Below are 15,828 nucleotides of genomic sequence, written 5' to 3' on the forward strand. Positions count from 1 at the left end.
GTTGTCGTCCTGCTGTTCAGGTAACGTCAGTTCGCTTTCATCAGGCTGTTCAACTCCTGTTTTTCCAGCTTGGATATGGTGCCTAATCTGGACTTAGACAAGAGCTGTTCGATGCGATTGGCACAATACCAATCTAAAAGTTTGGCAAAACTGTCTCGGTAAAGTTTCAGGCGATTTTCCTCATCAACCGGAAAGTCCATTATCAGCAACTTTGCCAGGCTGGCTGACTGTGCATGTTGCCTGAAAGCCTCCAGTACCTGAGGGGTGCGCCTGCTGGGTTGTTGTTTACAGTATTCATGCACCGCCAGCAGCAATTCCAGTCCCGGCAGGCTCAAATCGTCCACCAGGGACAGATCCACTTCCGGGCACTGACCTGCGATGGCTGGCTCCTCCAGCAACAAACGGAGCATCACCCTGACTGGTGACAACTTGCTTTTCAGTGGCTGGCTGCCGTCCGTCCTGCGCATCTTTCCACTGCTGTTGGCCCGGGCAATGTCCCTGTTGCGCTGGTGCTGATCCATTTCACCGGTGAAGCGGCTGAGCTCCTGCTCGAGCAGCGCTTTTTGATGTTCACCCTGAATCTGACCAAGCAAAGGGAAGGCCTCAGCTTTTAGTGCGGCCTTGCCTTCTGTACTGCCGGTATGGTGCCTTGACAACAGGTTATCGAAGAAAAACTTCGACAGGGGCACGGCCTCTTCCAGCTTCTGCTCGAAAGCCTCGCGGCCGAGCTTGCGCACCAGGGTGTCGGGATCTTCTCCTTCAGGCAAAAACAGGAATTTCATCTCCACGCCATCCTTCAAATAAGGCAAAGCGTTTTCCAGAGCCCGCCACGCGGCTTCCCGGCCGGCCCTGTCCCCGTCATAGCAACACACCAGTTGGGGAGCAGCGCGAAACAGCATCTGGATCTGATCCCCTGTGGTGGCGGTACCCAAAGAGGCCACTGCGTAGTCAATGCCGAACTGGGCCAGGGCCACCACGTCCATGTAGCCCTCCACTATCATGAGCCGCTCCAGCTTACGATTGGCCTGACGGGCCTGGAAGAATCCGTAAAGCTCTTGCCCCTTATGGAAGATCCGGGTTTCTGGCGAGTTGAGGTACTTGGGACCGCCGTCGCCCATCACCCTTCCCCCAAAACCTATTACCCGGCCTCGCCGGTCACGTATGGGGAACATGATGCGCTGGCGGAAGAAGTCGAATCGCCGACCTTTGTCATTCTCCGTAATGACTTTCAGGTCCAGCAACTGTTGTTGAACCCCTTTGTCCCGGCCAAAGGTCTTCAATGCCGCATCCCAGTCGGAAGGCGCATAGCCGATATCAAACTGCTTCACCACCTCTCCGGACAGGCCGCGGCCCTTCAGGTACGCCACGGCTTGAGGACCCTCTTTGTGGTTTTTCAACTGATGGGCAAAAAAGCGGGCGACTTTCTCCATCAGTTCGTAGTCATTTTCCCGTTGCTGACGTTTCTCACGGCTTTGCTGTGGCGTCTGATTGTCTTCCCTGGGCACTTCCAGGCCCTGGTAACGGGCAAGCTCTTCGATGGCTTCTGGAAACTCGAGCCTGTCGTATTCCATTAAAAATGAGATAGCGTTGCCATGGGCACCACAACCGAAACAATGATAGAACTGCTTGTCCTGGCTGACGGTAAAGGATGGGCTTTTTTCGTTATGAAAAGGGCAGCAGGCCTGATAATTGCGCCCGGCTTTTTTCAATCTGACACGGCTGTCCACCAACTCGACAATGTCGGTGCGGGCCAGCAGATCGTCGATAAAGTCGCGCGGGATCAATCCTGCCATGGGTTCAACAATGAAATATCAGAATGGAATCATGCCATGGACCTGGCACAAAACGAAACAGGGAATTGGGCTTCAGCTCAACCGGGCCTTAATCTTGCCGCTTAGCTGTCCCATGTCGGTGCGGCCCTGGACCTGGGGTTTCAGCCAATTCATGACTTTCCCCATGTCCTGCATGCTCGAAGCACCGGTTTCCTGCATGGCCTGTTCGATCAGTGACTGTAATTCCTCTTCGCTCAGCGGCCTGGGCAAAAAGTCCTGCAGCACTTCAATCTCCGCCGCTTCGTTGTCGGCCAGATCCTGACGACCGGCCGCTTCAAACTGGCTATGGGCATCTTTTCGTTGCTTCACCATCTTGGTAAGGATGGCGATCACCTCTTCGTCAGTCACGATCTGCCTGGTGTCGACTTCCTTTTGTTTGACCTCGGCCAACGCCATACGAATGGCACCCAGGCGAACTTTGTCCTTGGCGCGCATTGCGTCTTTCTGGGCGTCTTTTAGCGTGTCAATCAAACTCATGGATATGCACTCGGCGATTGAATCGGGCAGGATCTGAAAAACGAAAGGCGCATCACAGCGCCTTTGGTGAGATCTTAGTAAAGCTTGATGCGGCGTGCGTTTTCGCGAGCCAGCTTTTTCAGGTGACGTTTTTTGGCAGCGGCTTTCTTGCGCTTACGTTCCCAGGTTGGCTTCTCGAAGAACTCACGACGACGAACCTCAGACAGGACTCCAGCCTTTTCACAAGAACGCTTGAAACGGCGCAGAGCTACGTCAAACGGCTCGTTTTCTTTAACTTTAACAATTGGCATTAAAATCTCACCTCAAAATAACTGCTTGTTACCAGCTCGAAAAATGACCGGCATGGTTAAAAATGGTGCGGAATTTTAATCATATCCTCAGTGATTGTAAAGGCCGGTAAAGGCTTTAATTATGAGTCTTTTTGTAAATCGCCGTCCTTGCGTGGAGAAATCTTCCCGATGCGGTTAGAATCGCGCCAGTTTCGGCTTTGCGGATAATTGCTATGCGGGTGTTGGGCATTGAAACTTCCTGTGATGAGACAGGAGTGGCTATTTATGATGATGAAATGGGGCTGTTGTCCCATGAACTCTACAGTCAGGTGAAACTACATGCTGACTATGGCGGCGTAGTGCCGGAACTCGCCTCCCGCGACCATGTGCGTAAGCTGGTGCCTTTGATTCAAAAAGCGCTGCTGGATGCCCACACCAGTGCGGGACAGATAGATGGGGTGGCTTTTACCCAGGGGCCGGGTCTGGTAGGGGCCCTATTGGTGGGTTCCTCGGTGGGACGCAGCCTGGCTTATGCCTGGGGGGTACCGGCGGTGGGGGTGCATCATATGGAAGGGCACCTGCTTGCTCCCATGCTCGATGATCCGGCCCCTGAGTTTCCCTTCGTGGCCTTATTGGTCTCAGGCGGCCACACCATGTTGGTCAGGGTGGAAGGCATTGGCCGTTACGAAACCCTGGGGGAATCCGTGGACGATGCAGCAGGAGAAGCCTTCGACAAGACCGCCAAACTCTTGGGGCTGGATTATCCCGGCGGTCCCCTGCTGGCCAGACTGGCCGAGTCCGGCGAAGCGGGTCGCTTTGTTTTTCCAAGACCTATGACAGACAGGCCTGGCCTGGACTTCAGTTTCAGCGGCCTGAAGACCTTTGCGGCCAACACCATACGGGATCAGGGCCAGGACCAGCAGACCCGAGCCGACATTGCCAGGGCGTTTCAGCAGGCCGTAGTGGATACCCTGGTGATCAAGTGCCGACGCGCACTGGAGCAGACCGGACTCAAACGGCTGGTGATTGCCGGGGGAGTCAGTGCCAATACGTCGCTGCGTGAAGCGCTGGCACAGTTGATGAAAAAATCCGGCGGCCAGGTGTTTTATCCGCGACTGGAATTTTGTACCGACAACGGCGCCATGATCGCCTATGCCGGTCTGCAAAGATTGAAGGCGGGGCAGCACGAAGCCCTGAGCGCCAAGGCCAGGCCCCGGTGGCCGCTGGAGTCGCTGGTACCGGTGTAGTAATTGGCAGGCGGCAGAACAACTTGATTTAACCTAGGGTCAAGTTGTTCTGTTCATCACTCCAGTGTCTTGCCCTTGTCCCAGATTCGCCCTTCCTTACCCTTGATAAGCCGGACAATATTGCTGCGATGGCGGCCGATAATCAGGATCGCCAGCATCGTGACGGGAATAGTATATAACGGCTTGATAAACCAAGTGAAAACCGGGGCAAGACCGACTGTTACCAGGGCTGCCAGGGAGGAATACCCACTGATAAAAACGGTCGCGATCCAGGTCAGAATCAACAAACCGGACAGGTCCAGACCGATGGGCAACATGGCGCCTAGGGCCGTTGCGACGGCCTTGCCACCCTTAAAACCGAAAAACAGCGGATAGATATGACCCAGACAGGCGGCGATGGCGATAATTCCCAGATAGAAGGGCTCAATCCCCAGGAAATAACTGCCCCAAACCGGAATGGTGCCCTTTAGCACGTCACATACCAGGGTCAGGATGGCGGGAAAACGGCCCCCGAGACGATAGACATTGGTCGCGCCGGGATTGCCGGAGCCCTGGGTGCGGGGGTCGGGAAGGGAAAACAGACGACATACAAGCACGGCGCTGGATACGGAGCCGGCCAGATAAGCGAGGGCTATCATCAGTATGATTAAGGCTGTCATTTGCTTTGTGCGATCCCTTGTGTAAACTTGCCCGCCTTGGCCCGGCCTTGTCTGGCATTGTGGGTTGCTGGCATTATCTGTATCCGTTCAGGCACTTTTGCTTTGAATCAAAAAGTGCCGGGCCAAAGACAGGCATAGGGTACCTGAAATCCTGTCTTTTCTCATCCATTCAACTGGCCTGACATCTTATGGATAAAATTTACATCGAAGGGCTTAAAGTTCACTCCCTGATTGGGGTGTATGAATGGGAGCGCAAGGCACCCCGCCCACTCCTGATCGATCTGTGCCTGGAAACCGACCTGGGGATCGCTGCCCGGACTGATGACGTGAACGACACCATTGACTATGCCAAGGTGGCCGGGTTGCTGGAAAAAGTGGCTTTGGAATCTGATTTTGAGCTGCTTGAAGCCCTGACCCTGGCCATGCTGGATGCATTGTTCAGGGACTTTCCCGTCCAGGCAGCCAGGCTGAAAATGAGCAAACCCGATATTCTGCCCAACGCCAGCAATGTGGCGGTGGAAATCAGCCGGCGCCGCAGCTAGATGGCCACTGTCTATATCAGCCTGGGTTCCAATGTCGACCGGGAGATTCACACCCGTTCCGGGTTGGATGCATTACACAGATATTTCAATCCGCTGACCCTGTCCCGACTTTTTGAAAGCGAAGCAATAGGTTTTGACGGCAGCCCCTTTTACAATATGGTGATCAAGGGGCATACAAAGCTGGCCCTAGAACAGGTTCTGGTCCTGTTGAAGGGTATCGAGTCTGCCAACGGCAGACGCCCCGGCGACAAGAAGTTTGCCCCCCGGACCCTGGATCTGGATTTGTTGTTATACGATGCGCTGGTTACCCGCGCACCCGTGGTCCTGCCACGGGAAGAGATACTGTATAACGCCTTTGTGCTGTGGCCCCTGTCTGAACTGGCTCCCACCTTTATTCACCCGCAGACGGGTGACTCTCTGGCCAGTCTGTGGCAGCAGTTCGATAAACAGAGCCAGACCCTGACACCCATTGATTTTACCTGGAAGCCCAAATATGACCCTGATTGAAGTGATAGTGCTGGCCCTGATACAGGGTATTACCGAGTTTCTGCCCATTTCCAGTTCCGGTCATCTGATCCTGCCATCTGCCTTGTTTGGCTGGACTAACCAGGGCCTGGCGTTTGATGTGGCGGTGCATCTGGGCAGCCTGTTGGCGGTAATGATTTATTTTCGCCAGGAAATCATCAGGATGCTTGTCGCCTGGAGCGGCTCTGTGGTGGGTGGCGGCCAGTCTCAGGACAGTCGGCTGGCCTGGTGGGTGATTCTTGCCACCATCCCGGCTGTTATCGCGGGGTTTGCAGGAAAAGCCTTTATAGAAACCTACGCCCGTTCGGCGTTGGTCATTGGTATCACTACCATTCTGTTTGGTCTTCTGCTCTGGTACGCGGACGTAAAAGCCCGCCAGCATAAGGGCCTGTATGAGCTTACCTGGAAGAGTGCCTTGTTTGTGGGATTGGCTCAGGCTCTGGCCCTGATTCCCGGCACCTCACGTTCGGGCATCACCATGACAGCCGGGTTGATGATGGGCCTGGACAGGGAAAGCGCAGCCCGTTTTTCTTTCCTGCTGTCGATCCCGACCATACTCGGTGCCGGTCTGTTGCTGACGCTGGATCTGCTGGAAAGTGCTGACCCGGTAGACTGGCAGGCCATGTTTTACGGCGCCCTGTTTTCCTTTTTTGCCGCCTATGCCTGTATTAAGTTATTCCTGGCCTGGATAGGACGAATTGGCATGTTGCCGTTTGTCATCTATCGTTTGATTCTTGGTGCAGTGCTACTGGCATTTGTGTTTCTCTAACCAGATTTCTGAGCAATATAACAAGGAGCCCCGTTATGGCAGAAACCCTGTTCAGCAAGATCATTAATCGCGAGATCCCGGCAGACATCATCCATGAAGATGACCTGTCGCTGGCATTCAGGGACATTAATCCCCAGGCGCCGGTGCACTTTCTGGTTATCCCGAAAAAGCCCATTGCCACCATCAATGATATGGAAGAAAGTGACCGGGAGTTGGTCGGGCATCTGTACCTGGTTGCTGCCAAGCTGGCCAAGGAGATGGGCTTTGCCGAAGAAGGCTATCGGGCGGTAATGAACTGCAACCCCTATGGAGGCCAGACCGTTTACCATATTCACCTGCATGTCCTGGCAGGCAAGCCGTTTGGCTGGCCCCCTTACCAGGATAAACAGAAAACAGCTTGAATATGTGACGGGTAACAAGTGACGGGTAACATTTTCCCGTCACTTGTTGCTTGTCACTCAAATTACAGTCCCAATACATCCTTACCCTGCTTAAAGGTAATGTCCACCGGGATATCTGCCTCAGTCAGACGGGCCAGATCAGCGGCAAGCTCTTCGCCGATCAGGCCTTTTTCCTCGACCAGTGTTGCCACGCCCTGGTAATCCCCATCCCCCTGCAGGGTAAGGATTTTATTGGATAACGCATCCACGGCTGACTGCATCTTGTCCATGTTCACCTCGTACAGGCCCTGCTCATTGCGACTGAAAGCGCCATGCTCCTTGAAAAAATTAAAACGAATCATGTTGGCCTTACCATGGGCGCTGGAGGCGCCAAAGCGGACGGAACGGAAGATACCGGCCATAAAGGTCACATAATAGTCCTCCAGCGTGCCTTCGGTAATCTCTCCTTTTTCCAGCAGTTGCTGCACCATATACAGCCCCAGGATGTCGGCCTTACCTTCCTCCAATGCAGAGGCATGTTCCTTCAGGGCTTCGCGCACAGTGCCGCTTCCGTTCAGGGTATTCTTGATCCCAAGGCCATGGGCCACTTCGTGGAACATGGTATTGGCAAAGAAGGCGTCGAAGGTAATATGCCCACGCTGTTCAGGCACCATCAACAGGTCGGCGATGGGCATCAGGATGTGGTCGAATTTTGCCCGCATGGCATTTTTCAGTTGCAGCCGGCGGGTACCTTTCTCCAACTGAACCTGTTCGTCGTTGGGCAGGTTGATGGCGATGGTTTTGCTGCCAGCATTGGAATGCCCGGCATAATAGATAACATCGTACGCATTCAGATCGGCGTTGGCACCGGGCATTTCCTGCTTGTAGGCGTCCTCCACCGGCAGGCCTTTTTGCAGTTCGGGCAGGAAGGCAGCATATTTGGCCAGCCGCTCACTCCAGGCCAGATCCTTTAACAACACATAAGATTCAAACGCCGCACGGTAGCCATATAACTGGTCTTCATAGGTCTCAATGGGACCTATGACCAACTCAATGGGATTACTCTTCATTTCCATCCAGGCCATATCCGAGGGTTGATAGTTATCGCTCAGCAGAGCATCCGCCCGCATATTCAGATAACCGGCAAAGCTCTCATCTTCGGCGAGAGTCGATGCTTTTCTCAGCAGGGCCGCAGCATCAGTCAGTTCTGATTTGAAATACTCCGAGTAAGGGATGGCCTTAAGGCTTCCATCGGGGTTACGCACCACCATGGAATACAGGCCCGTTTTATTGTCGAACTCTGCGGCTTCAAATTCGGCCTTGCTCATATCGGCCGGGTAAAACTGAGCGCCCGGGGGCTTTTCAGCAAACCCGGTCAGAAACGGCTTGTCGCCGTTCAGTCTGTCCCAGGGGCCATAGTTGATATCGGCAAAGTCCCTGATGTCGCTGCGCTCCAGGGATGCCAGAAATTCCTGCTTATTGCCGCCGAACGCCTGCTTCCAGAACAGGTCGTCCATAATCCTGGATGCTTCAATCAAATATCCAATCATTTGTTTCTGGCGATCTGACAGGTCGGACAGATCGGCAGTGAGGTCTACAGGATGATAAATGTCCAGGCGGGACTCCATGCCTTCCACCAGCTTCGGCCCTGCAGTCTGTTCCTGTTTGGCTGGCGTCTGAGTCAGGGGGGCGGGCTCTGAACAGGCCATCAGCAGGCCACAGGACAAGGCCACGGATAGGGTCAGTTTGGAATAGTTCATCAGGTATCCTTTTTTATATTTGTCATGGGCATATTTATGGGTGGAACTTATTGCCGTATCTCACCCTCAGTCTACGAGAGTACCAATGCAGCCGTCATGATACTGTAAGGAGAAAAAGCCTGCATCGTCGATTTAACCAGCAGAAACAGCTAATTGTCATCATAGGGTGCTTTTACTTTAAATGCTTTTGGTTGATACTTGAGGCGTTTCAGAAGTGTTCTACTTCATTCCACAATCCGGGGCTATGCTATTCTTCCCGTATAAAAATTCATCTGACTAAGGTTGGAAAATGTCCACAGAAAATGCCTTGTTGACGATCCTTGTCGAGAAAATCACCAACGACACACTGGTATTGCCTACCCTGCCGGCCATTGCCCTTAAAGTGCGCAGGACAGCGGACGATCCGGAATCCAACCTGAATAAAATGGCCGATGTCATCGCTCAGGATCCTGCACTCAGCGCCAGGATGATCAAGATAGCCAACAGCGCTTATATGGGCAGGGCGGTAAAAGTGGAAACGGTCAATCAGGCCGTGACCCGGATCGGCCTGCGGCAGATAAAGAATGTCGCAACTGCCCTGGCCATGGAGCAATTGTTCGTGTCCAAGAACGAAATTGTTCGTGAACATATTAATCGGGTATGGGAAAAGACCGTAGAGGTGGTGGCCAATTCCATGGCTTTGCTGCAAATGCATACGGCGCAAACCAAACAAAAACGCCTGAATATGGATGCCATGACACTGGCAGCGCTGGTACACAATATCGGTGTACTGCCCATCTTTACCGAAGCCGAGCGGCACGACGATGTGTTCGCCAATCCGACTTTTCTGAATGTGGCTGTCAGCAAGCTATCCGGTCGCATCGGCGGCATCATACTGCGCGAGTGGGGTTTTAATGAGGACCTGGTGCGGGTCGCTGAAGGCTGGCGCAATCTTAAGTACCTTCCTGAACAGGTGGCCTATATCGATTTTGTGCGTATGGGCATAGTGCTGGCCGGTGAGCCAGGTTTGCAAAAGGATGCGGTAATGAACATCTGCCAGCAGAAGGGGATTGTTGACGACCTGAAAAAACTGGATTCGGATGAGTTCCAGGAAATGCGCAACACCGCCAAACAGGTCTTTGCCTGACAGGTTAATCAGATTGGTATGATGTACAAGCCCGGCAATTGCCGGGCTTGTTTGGTTTGGGTCGATGTCAGAAGGAACGCAGGCTCAGACAGGACATTTTTCAGGAAGCAATTCTTCCATACGGGGTGATGCAGGAAATAATCAGCAGCACAGCTCAAATGCCCTGGCCGGTTCAGGCCTGATCTGACAAGCCAAAGGCCTGATCCAGGGCCTGGATAAAGCGCACTGCCTCGGCAGACATCAAACAGAAGTCTGCATCCAGACGGGCCAGCTGCTGATCCTTGGGAATATCCTCGTTCTGCTCTTTGAGCACATCGCTGAACTTCAGGCGTTTGATGGTCATGTCTTCCTGTAGCAGAGCGGTGAGGGTTTCATCCCAGCCCACCCCTATTTTTTGCACCAGCTTGCCCGACTCCAGGTGCAACTGAATCTCTTCGGCATCCAGTGGCTGATTCTTGCAACGTATGACGGCGCCATCTTCGTTAGGAGACTTGAGTTCAGCTTCCTCAAGCAGCTCAAAACCACTTGGCAACTGTTCACCCTTCAGCCAACTGGTCAGATCCGCCGCCAGGCTGCGCCTTGCCAGGGGAATGACCGGCAGTGAGCCGATGGATTTGCGCAGGTGCGCCAGAAAGGTTTCGGCCTTGCCGTCCGACCCGGCATCCAATACCACCAGGTTATCCCGGGGAGAGATAAATCCCCAGGTGAAACCGTCTTTGGTAAACGCCTTGGGCAGCAATTGGTGCATGATCTCCTGTTTGAGATCGGATTTGGCCTTCTTGCCTACCGGCGCGCCCGTTTCCCGTTCAATCTGCTCAACCTTGTTGTCCAACTCGGCGTTGACCACAGCCGAAGGCAGCAGGCGTTCCTGTTTTTTCAGGCATAACAGCAACCGGCCATCGGCCGCATGCACCAGTTGCTCACTCTGTCTGAGCGGCGCGGTCCAACCCATAGTGGCCAGATCCTGGTTGCCACAGGGACGAAACACCGCTTCGCTGAGTTTTTCGTGCAGATCTTCAGGTGTGAACTCCAGTGACTGGGTCAATTGGTAAGCTTTCAGGTTCTTAAACCACATGGGAGATTCCGGCGAAGTCAAAAGGTTGGCAAGAGTAACAGGGAAGGGCGGGGATGTCAGTCATCTGCCTGCCTGACCGGTGAATTATCAGTCACCTTTTACCTGCGTTACCTGAGAAGACAAATCGAACGGGGACCGGAGTTATTCACCCCGGCGGGCAGGAAACTGCACCTGGTAACGAAGGCCTTTGCCTTCCTCTGAACTGGCTTCAATCTGACCGCTTAAGGCCTGGGTGACCAGGTTATACATGATATGTGTACCCAGCCCACTGCCGCCGCGTCCACGCCGGGTGGTAAAGAAGGCTTCGAACAGCTTGCTCAGCAGGTGAGCGGGCAGCCCCTTGCCGTTATCCTGATAATCGATACAAATGTCACTGTCGCGGCGGCTGACCTTGATTTTAATCTGGCCGGATTTTTTGTTCTCAAAGCCATGAATCAATGAGTTCATAATCATGTTGGTGAAAATTTGCGCGATGACGCCCGGCGCACAACGCACAATCAGGTCATCCGGACAGTCAAGTTCAATTTTGTGCTGGGTCTTCTTAAAACTGGGGGCCAGGGACTGGATGATTTCCTGCAGGTATTCCTTGAGATTAAATTCCCGTTCCGCTTCACTGGTTTGGTCCACAGCCACCTGCTTGAAACTGGCAATCAGGTCCGAAGCCCGGTTAAGGTTGGTCAGCAGCAAGGTGGCGGTCTGCTGGCCTTCGCTTAAAAAGGTGCTCATGGTCTTGGAGGTCAGTGTCTTGTCGTCAAAGGCCTGTTGCAGCCCTTTGAGGCGTTCCTGCAGGAAGCTGGCCGCGGTGACCCCCACCCCCAGCGGTGTGTTTACATCATGGGCGATACCGGCGACCAGACCACCGAGGGAGGCCATACGTTCAGATTCCACCAGTTGATCTTTGGCCAGTTGCAGGGTTTTCATGGACTCGGCCAACTCGCGATTCTTCTTGCGGAGTTCTTCTTCTACCTGTCGACGCCCTTCATTTTCCTGACGCAGTTCTTTTTGGTGATGCAATAGTTCGTCTTTCTGTTGTTCCAGGTCCAACATAATCTTGCTCAGGGAGGCTGTCTTTCGCGCCACCTCCTGCTCCAGGGAGATGTTCTGCTCATCGAGTTTTTCATTGGCTGTGCGCAGTTCTCCCTGTGCGTGGTGCAGCCTGTCCTGAAAGATAATCAGATCATCAATGAGATTGTTGTAGGCGTCCTGCAGGACCTTGAGCTCGTTGTCATCCTCAAATCGCACATGCAGTTTGGATTGTTCCAGCCGGCCGATATCGAACTTGCTGATCTGATCGGTCAGTTCGGTCAGTGGATCGGTCAGCATGCGGCGGAAAGCGTTCAGAAATAAGAAGATCAAGAACGCAGTTTTAATAAAGGCGTTACCAATGAGGAAAAATACCCCGACCTCAATACGACCAAAAATAATCTCGAAGCTGGAATAGAGGGTGACGTCGCCGACCTGGGACGTGCGGCCGGAAAATTCAAAAATCAGCGGGAAACTGTAACCAAAAGTGCCACCGGCATGGTCGCGCATCACCCCGGTGGTCACCGGCTCCATGGGTTGCTTATTGGTTCTGCCGAAATCGGCGATGTAATTGGCATTTTCATCCCGGATCTGCACACCATCGACAATGGGCAGTTCCATCAGACCTTCGGCTATGGAAATGGCCTGGGGGGTATTTAATTCCCAGATAGCGCGGGTCAGACTGGTGCTGAAGGTGTTCTTCAGTGTCTGCAGCTCACTCTCAATATGATTCTTTGCGTTGAGGTATTCGGTGAAAATCTGGCCAACGGTCACGATCAGGGTCAGGATGAAGTAGACTGAGAGGACCCGAGTCAAAAGCTTTTTCGACAGCCCCGTTTTAACCTTTGACATTGAAAATGGCCCTGATACCTGCCTGCTTCAGTAAAATCAAGAATATGCGCAATCCTGCTATTAAACAAGAGGCGCCAGGGTCGGGCTGGCAATTATTAGCGGTTAAAATTATGATGATTCACAAAGGTTTAGCATTTTTTATTATCAGCCCGTCAACTGGCTTTAATAAAACTGTCACACAGACCACCAATAATTGCGGGCGACTACATGAAGAAGGTTAAACCCATGTCGAAGAGAGTCTTGCTGGTAGAAGACGAAGCCCCCATCCGTGAAATGGTCAAATTCGTGCTGGAACAGTCCGGTTTCGAAGCCCTGGAAGCGGAAGATTATGATGTGGCACTGGAGCAGGTGAAGGAGCCTTATCCGGATTTGATTTTGCTTGACTGGATGTTGCCCGGCGGCAGTGGCGTGCAGCTCGCCAAGAAGCTTAAGCAACATGAGCATACCCGGGATATTCCCATTATTATGTTGACCGCCAGAGGTGAGGAGGATGACAAGGTGCGTGGTCTGGATGCAGGTGCAGACGACTATGTGACCAAACCCTTCTCACCCAAGGAACTGGTGGCCAGGATGAAGGCGGTTATCCGCCGTGTCACGCCTACATCCGGTGACGAACCCATAGAATTCAACGGCCTGATTCTGGATCCGGTTTCCCATAGGGTGACCGCCAATGACGATCCGCTGGACATGGGCCCGACGGAGTTCAAGCTGTTGCATTTTTTCATGACCCACGCCGAAAGGGTCTACAGCAGGGAGCTGTTGCTGGATAATGTCTGGGGCACCAATGTGTATGTCGAAGACCGCACAGTGGACGTGCATATACGCCGTCTGCGTAAGGCTATTTCCCGTCACGGTCATGATGCTATGATTCAAACCGTACGAGGGGCGGGATACCGGTTCTCCACTAAAGTTTAAGAGCACTGAATGACATGATCATCAGGCGCGCTGGCAAGCGGAGGCGACAAGCCACTTCATGTATTATCCCTATTCCTGGTTAAAGACCCTTGGCAGGCTGACGCTCTACTTTCTGCTGGTCATCCTGCTGGGTCTTTATCTGGATGGCCTGCCGGTTACCCTGACCATTGCGACCCTGCTGTTACTGGCCCTTCATTACTGGAATCTTTACCGGCTTAATCGCTGGCTCTGGCACAGTAAGAAGATGACGCCGCCAAAGGCCCGTGGGGTGTGGGAGCAGATCTATGAAGGGATCTACTACCTGCAGCGGCGCAACCGTAACAAGCGCAAGGAGTTGGGGGCGCTGGTCAAGCGTTTCCGCGAAGGGGCCGAAGCGTTGCCCGATGCGGCTGTGGTGGTGGATGCCGATGGCTGTATTTCCTGGTGCAATCGCCTCGCCAGAATTGAATTGGGCCTGTGCTGGCCTGAGGACGCTGGGAGGCGAATAGACAACCTGATCCGCCATCCCCAGTTTGTGGAGTTCTTTCACCAGGGAGAATTCAGTTACCCCATTGAAGTCACCTCACCGACCAATATCGAGAAGATCCTCGAATACCGTATTATGCCTTATGGTGACAAGCATCTGCTGCTGGTGGCCAGGGATGTGACCCGGGTGACACAGTTGGAGGAAATGCGTAAAGACTTTGTCGCTAATGTGTCCCATGAATTGCGCACTCCCCTGACGGTTCTCAACGGCTATCTTGAGATGTTCAATGCCGACATGACCGCCTATCCACCTGCGTTCATGGGCAAAGCCTTTACCGAGATGACTGCCCAGACCCGCCGTATGCAGAGCCTGATTGAGCAGTTGCTGATCCTGTCCCGTATCGAAGCCAGTGCAGAGCGGGTGTATGAAAAAATCGTCGATGTGCCCACACTGTTGTCGGCGATTAAAATAGAAGCCAGGACCCTGAATCAGGAAAAGCAACACAAGATCGAATTTACTGTGGATAGCGGTTTGCGGGTATTCGGTATTGAGACCGAGCTGCGTAGTGCTTTTTCCAATCTGATATTTAACGCTATCCATTACACGCCGGCCAACGGCGTTATTCAGGTGGGATGGCGACTGGATAAGAAAAGGGCGGAGTTCTTCGTGCAGGACAATGGAGAGGGGATTGCCGAGCGGCACCTATCCCGCCTGACCGAGCGCTTTTACCGGGTGGACAAGGCCCGCTCACGCAAGACAGGGGGGTCTGGACTGGGTTTGGCTATCGTCAAGCACGTACTGACCCATCACAATTCCAAGCTCGAGATAGACAGCGAGGTAGGGCAGGGCAGCCGCTTCTCCTTTCATTTTTCTCCAGAACTGACAGTGGTGGACAGTCATGCCAGTAATCAGAATTAGCCAACTGGTTTTGTTGCTGTGCCTTATTGGCAACTTGATGCCGGCTACTGCTGAGGAATATCGTCGCCAGCCTGGCGTGGCCGGTACCGTGACCTCCGTTGGCTCGGACACTCTGGGCAACCTGATGACGTTCTGGGCTGAGGAGTTCAAACAACTCTATCCGCATGTGGCATTCCAGATCCAGGCCTCGGGTTCCTCCACTGCGCCCTCGGCGCTGACGGAGGGCACGGCAAATCTGGGCCCCATGAGTCGGGAGCTCAAGGACAGCGAGGTGGCCTATTTCAGCAAAGTCCATGGTTACCAACCTACGGTGCTGAAGGTCGCTATCGACGCCATCGCTTTGTTTGTCGATCTGCATAATCCCGTCGCCGGCCTGAACCTGCAGCAGATCGATGCGATATTTTCCGTTACCCGCTACTGCGGTGCGCCTGAGCCGATACAGTTCTGGCACCAGTTGGGCCTGCAACAGCAATGGCAGCAGCGAAAGATTCGCTTGTTCGGGCGAAACTCTGTATCGGGTACCTATGGGCTGTTTAAGAAGGAAGCGCTTTGCCAGGGGGACTTTCTGGCGACGGTTAACGAACAGCCCGGGTCAGCTTCAGTGGTTCAGTCCGTGGCTTATTCTGAGGGCGCGCTGGGCTATGCAGGTTTCGGCTACAAGACCGCCGGGGTGAGGGCTTTGTCCATCGCAAGACGTGGAGATGACTATGTGGCCCCCACGCTGGAGAACATAGCGGCGGGGGACTATCCTCTGTCCCGTTTTCTCTATCTGGTGGTCAACAAGCCACCACAACAACCCCTGCCGCTGCTGGAAAGGGAATTTATCCGCTTTATTCTTTCACCTGCCGGGCAGGAATTGGTCCGGCGTGATGGCTTTATTCCCATTCCTAAGCGGCTGATCCGGCAGCAACTGAGAAGTTTAGGTGTCGAGCAGGACTGACTGTTATGCCGGGTCCGTTGGCCGGCTTTTCCCGCTCAATCCATCGGTCAAGC

16 protein-coding genes are annotated in these 15,828 nt (G+C 53.5%); 9 read left to right on the forward strand and 7 right to left on the reverse strand.

Going from position 1 to position 15,828, the window contains the following annotated elements:
* Positions 1 to 26: 26 nt before the first annotated feature.
* The 3 genes from dnaG to rpsU form a co-directional block, all read right to left on the reverse strand.
* Complete coding sequence (gene dnaG, locus J0A66_RS15495) at positions 27 to 1,793, reverse strand: DNA primase (RefSeq protein ID WP_206574747.1); 1,767 nt, start codon at positions 1,791 to 1,793, stop codon at positions 27 to 29.
* Positions 1,794 to 1,865: 72 nt separating this feature from the next.
* Entirely contained in the window at positions 1,866 to 2,309 is a 444-nt protein-coding gene (locus J0A66_RS15500) for a GatB/YqeY domain-containing protein (RefSeq protein ID WP_206574748.1), read from the reverse strand.
* Between the two features lie 74 nt (positions 2,310 to 2,383).
* Positions 2,384 to 2,599: a 30S ribosomal protein S21 gene (gene rpsU, locus J0A66_RS15505; protein WP_062481949.1), complete on the reverse strand. Its 216-nt coding sequence runs from the start codon at positions 2,597 to 2,599 to the stop codon at positions 2,384 to 2,386.
* Between the two features lie 212 nt (positions 2,600 to 2,811).
* On the opposite strand from rpsU, the gene tsaD reads away from it, so the two are divergent.
* A complete protein-coding gene (gene tsaD / locus J0A66_RS15510; RefSeq protein ID WP_206574749.1) occupies positions 2,812 to 3,825 on the forward strand; it encodes a tRNA (adenosine(37)-N6)-threonylcarbamoyltransferase complex transferase subunit TsaD in 1,014 nt (337 codons plus the stop codon).
* Between the two features lie 56 nt (positions 3,826 to 3,881).
* Here the strand turns inward: tsaD and plsY are convergent, their stop codons facing one another.
* Positions 3,882 to 4,484, reverse strand: a complete 603-nt coding sequence (plsY, locus tag J0A66_RS15515; protein ID WP_206574750.1) for a glycerol-3-phosphate 1-O-acyltransferase PlsY — start codon at positions 4,482 to 4,484, stop codon at positions 3,882 to 3,884.
* A gap of 188 nt (positions 4,485 to 4,672) precedes the next feature.
* Here plsY and folB point away from each other — a divergent pair, with 188 nt between their 5' ends.
* The 4 genes from folB to J0A66_RS15535 are packed head-to-tail and all read left to right on the forward strand — an operon-like array spanning position 4,673 to position 6,721.
* Positions 4,673 to 5,026, forward strand: a complete 354-nt coding sequence (folB, locus tag J0A66_RS15520; protein ID WP_206574751.1) for a dihydroneopterin aldolase — start codon at positions 4,673 to 4,675, stop codon at positions 5,024 to 5,026.
* The gene (gene folK / locus J0A66_RS15525; RefSeq protein ID WP_206574752.1) at positions 5,027 to 5,533 is read left to right on the forward strand and encodes a 2-amino-4-hydroxy-6-hydroxymethyldihydropteridine diphosphokinase; all 507 of its coding nucleotides are present in this window, start codon (positions 5,027 to 5,029) and stop codon (positions 5,531 to 5,533) included.
* On the forward strand, positions 5,520 to 6,320 hold the full coding sequence (locus J0A66_RS15530; protein WP_206574753.1) for an undecaprenyl-diphosphate phosphatase: 801 nt from the start codon (positions 5,520 to 5,522) through the stop codon (positions 6,318 to 6,320). The genes folK and J0A66_RS15530 overlap by 14 nt, the downstream gene beginning before the upstream one ends.
* A gap of 35 nt (positions 6,321 to 6,355) precedes the next feature.
* A complete protein-coding gene (locus tag J0A66_RS15535; RefSeq protein ID WP_206574754.1) occupies positions 6,356 to 6,721 on the forward strand; it encodes a histidine triad nucleotide-binding protein in 366 nt (121 codons plus the stop codon).
* Between the two features lie 62 nt (positions 6,722 to 6,783).
* On the opposite strand, the gene J0A66_RS15540 is transcribed toward J0A66_RS15535, so the two are convergent.
* Positions 6,784 to 8,460, reverse strand: a complete 1,677-nt coding sequence (locus J0A66_RS15540) for a DUF8614 domain-containing protein (RefSeq protein WP_206574755.1) — start codon at positions 8,458 to 8,460, stop codon at positions 6,784 to 6,786.
* 289 nt (positions 8,461 to 8,749) lie between these two features.
* Between J0A66_RS15540 and J0A66_RS15545 the strand changes: the two genes are divergently transcribed.
* The gene (locus J0A66_RS15545; RefSeq protein ID WP_206574756.1) at positions 8,750 to 9,586 is read left to right on the forward strand and encodes an HDOD domain-containing protein; all 837 of its coding nucleotides are present in this window, start codon (positions 8,750 to 8,752) and stop codon (positions 9,584 to 9,586) included.
* Positions 9,587 to 9,758: 172 nt separating this feature from the next.
* Here the strand turns inward: J0A66_RS15545 and rdgC are convergent, their stop codons facing one another.
* Together rdgC and J0A66_RS15555 are read right to left on the reverse strand one after the other, a co-directional pair.
* On the reverse strand, positions 9,759 to 10,661 hold the full coding sequence (rdgC, locus tag J0A66_RS15550) for a recombination-associated protein RdgC (RefSeq protein ID WP_206574757.1): 903 nt from the start codon (positions 10,659 to 10,661) through the stop codon (positions 9,759 to 9,761).
* A 141-nt stretch (positions 10,662 to 10,802) separates the two neighbouring features.
* On the reverse strand, positions 10,803 to 12,536 hold the full coding sequence (locus J0A66_RS15555) for a sensor histidine kinase (RefSeq protein ID WP_206574758.1): 1,734 nt from the start codon (positions 12,534 to 12,536) through the stop codon (positions 10,803 to 10,805).
* A gap of 225 nt (positions 12,537 to 12,761) precedes the next feature.
* On the opposite strand from J0A66_RS15555, the gene phoB reads away from it, so the two are divergent.
* The 3 genes from phoB to J0A66_RS15570 are packed head-to-tail and all read left to right on the forward strand — an operon-like array spanning position 12,762 to position 15,775.
* On the forward strand, positions 12,762 to 13,451 hold the full coding sequence (gene phoB, locus J0A66_RS15560) for a phosphate regulon transcriptional regulator PhoB (RefSeq protein ID WP_206574759.1): 690 nt from the start codon (positions 12,762 to 12,764) through the stop codon (positions 13,449 to 13,451).
* A gap of 58 nt (positions 13,452 to 13,509) precedes the next feature.
* Positions 13,510 to 14,835 carry a phosphate regulon sensor histidine kinase PhoR gene (phoR, locus tag J0A66_RS15565; protein ID WP_206574760.1) on the forward strand — a complete coding sequence of 442 codons (1,326 nt, stop codon included), beginning with the start codon at positions 13,510 to 13,512 and terminating at the stop codon, positions 14,833 to 14,835.
* Positions 14,816 to 15,775: a PstS family phosphate ABC transporter substrate-binding protein gene (locus J0A66_RS15570; protein ID WP_206574761.1), complete on the forward strand. Its 960-nt coding sequence runs from the start codon at positions 14,816 to 14,818 to the stop codon at positions 15,773 to 15,775. The genes phoR and J0A66_RS15570 overlap by 20 nt, the downstream gene beginning before the upstream one ends.
* The last annotated feature ends 53 nt before the right edge of the window (positions 15,776 to 15,828 follow it).

Source organism: Bowmanella dokdonensis, assembly GCF_017254865.1.
Lineage (GTDB): Bacteria > Pseudomonadota > Gammaproteobacteria > Enterobacterales > Alteromonadaceae > Bowmanella > Bowmanella dokdonensis.

Bases quoted from the DNA above. Each gene is read 5' to 3' on its own strand.
- rdgC (WP_206574757.1), bottom strand. From the start codon at position 10,661: ATGTGGTTTAAGAACCTGAAAGCTTACCAATTGACCCAGTCACTGGAG.
- J0A66_RS15530 (WP_206574753.1), top strand. From the start codon at position 5,520: ATGACCCTGATTGAAGTGATAGTGCTGGCCCTGATACAGGGTATTACC.
- J0A66_RS15535 (WP_206574754.1), top strand. From the start codon at position 6,356: ATGGCAGAAACCCTGTTCAGCAAGATCATTAATCGCGAGATCCCGGCA.
- J0A66_RS15500 (WP_206574748.1), bottom strand. From the start codon at position 2,309: ATGAGTTTGATTGACACGCTAAAAGACGCCCAGAAAGACGCAATGCGC.
- phoR (WP_206574760.1), top strand. From the start codon at position 13,510: ATGTATTATCCCTATTCCTGGTTAAAGACCCTTGGCAGGCTGACGCTC.
- phoB (WP_206574759.1), top strand. From the start codon at position 12,762: ATGTCGAAGAGAGTCTTGCTGGTAGAAGACGAAGCCCCCATCCGTGAA.
- dnaG (WP_206574747.1), bottom strand. From the start codon at position 1,793: ATGGCAGGATTGATCCCGCGCGACTTTATCGACGATCTGCTGGCCCGC.
- folK (WP_206574752.1), top strand. From the start codon at position 5,027: ATGGCCACTGTCTATATCAGCCTGGGTTCCAATGTCGACCGGGAGATT.
- plsY (WP_206574750.1), bottom strand. From the start codon at position 4,484: ATGACAGCCTTAATCATACTGATGATAGCCCTCGCTTATCTGGCCGGC.
- tsaD (WP_206574749.1), top strand. From the start codon at position 2,812: ATGCGGGTGTTGGGCATTGAAACTTCCTGTGATGAGACAGGAGTGGCT.
- folB (WP_206574751.1), top strand. From the start codon at position 4,673: ATGGATAAAATTTACATCGAAGGGCTTAAAGTTCACTCCCTGATTGGG.
- J0A66_RS15545 (WP_206574756.1), top strand. From the start codon at position 8,750: ATGTCCACAGAAAATGCCTTGTTGACGATCCTTGTCGAGAAAATCACC.
- J0A66_RS15555 (WP_206574758.1), bottom strand. From the start codon at position 12,536: ATGTCAAAGGTTAAAACGGGGCTGTCGAAAAAGCTTTTGACTCGGGTC.
- rpsU (WP_062481949.1), bottom strand. From the start codon at position 2,599: ATGCCAATTGTTAAAGTTAAAGAAAACGAGCCGTTTGACGTAGCTCTG.
- J0A66_RS15570 (WP_206574761.1), top strand. From the start codon at position 14,816: ATGCCAGTAATCAGAATTAGCCAACTGGTTTTGTTGCTGTGCCTTATT.
- J0A66_RS15540 (WP_206574755.1), bottom strand. From the start codon at position 8,460: ATGAACTATTCCAAACTGACCCTATCCGTGGCCTTGTCCTGTGGCCTG.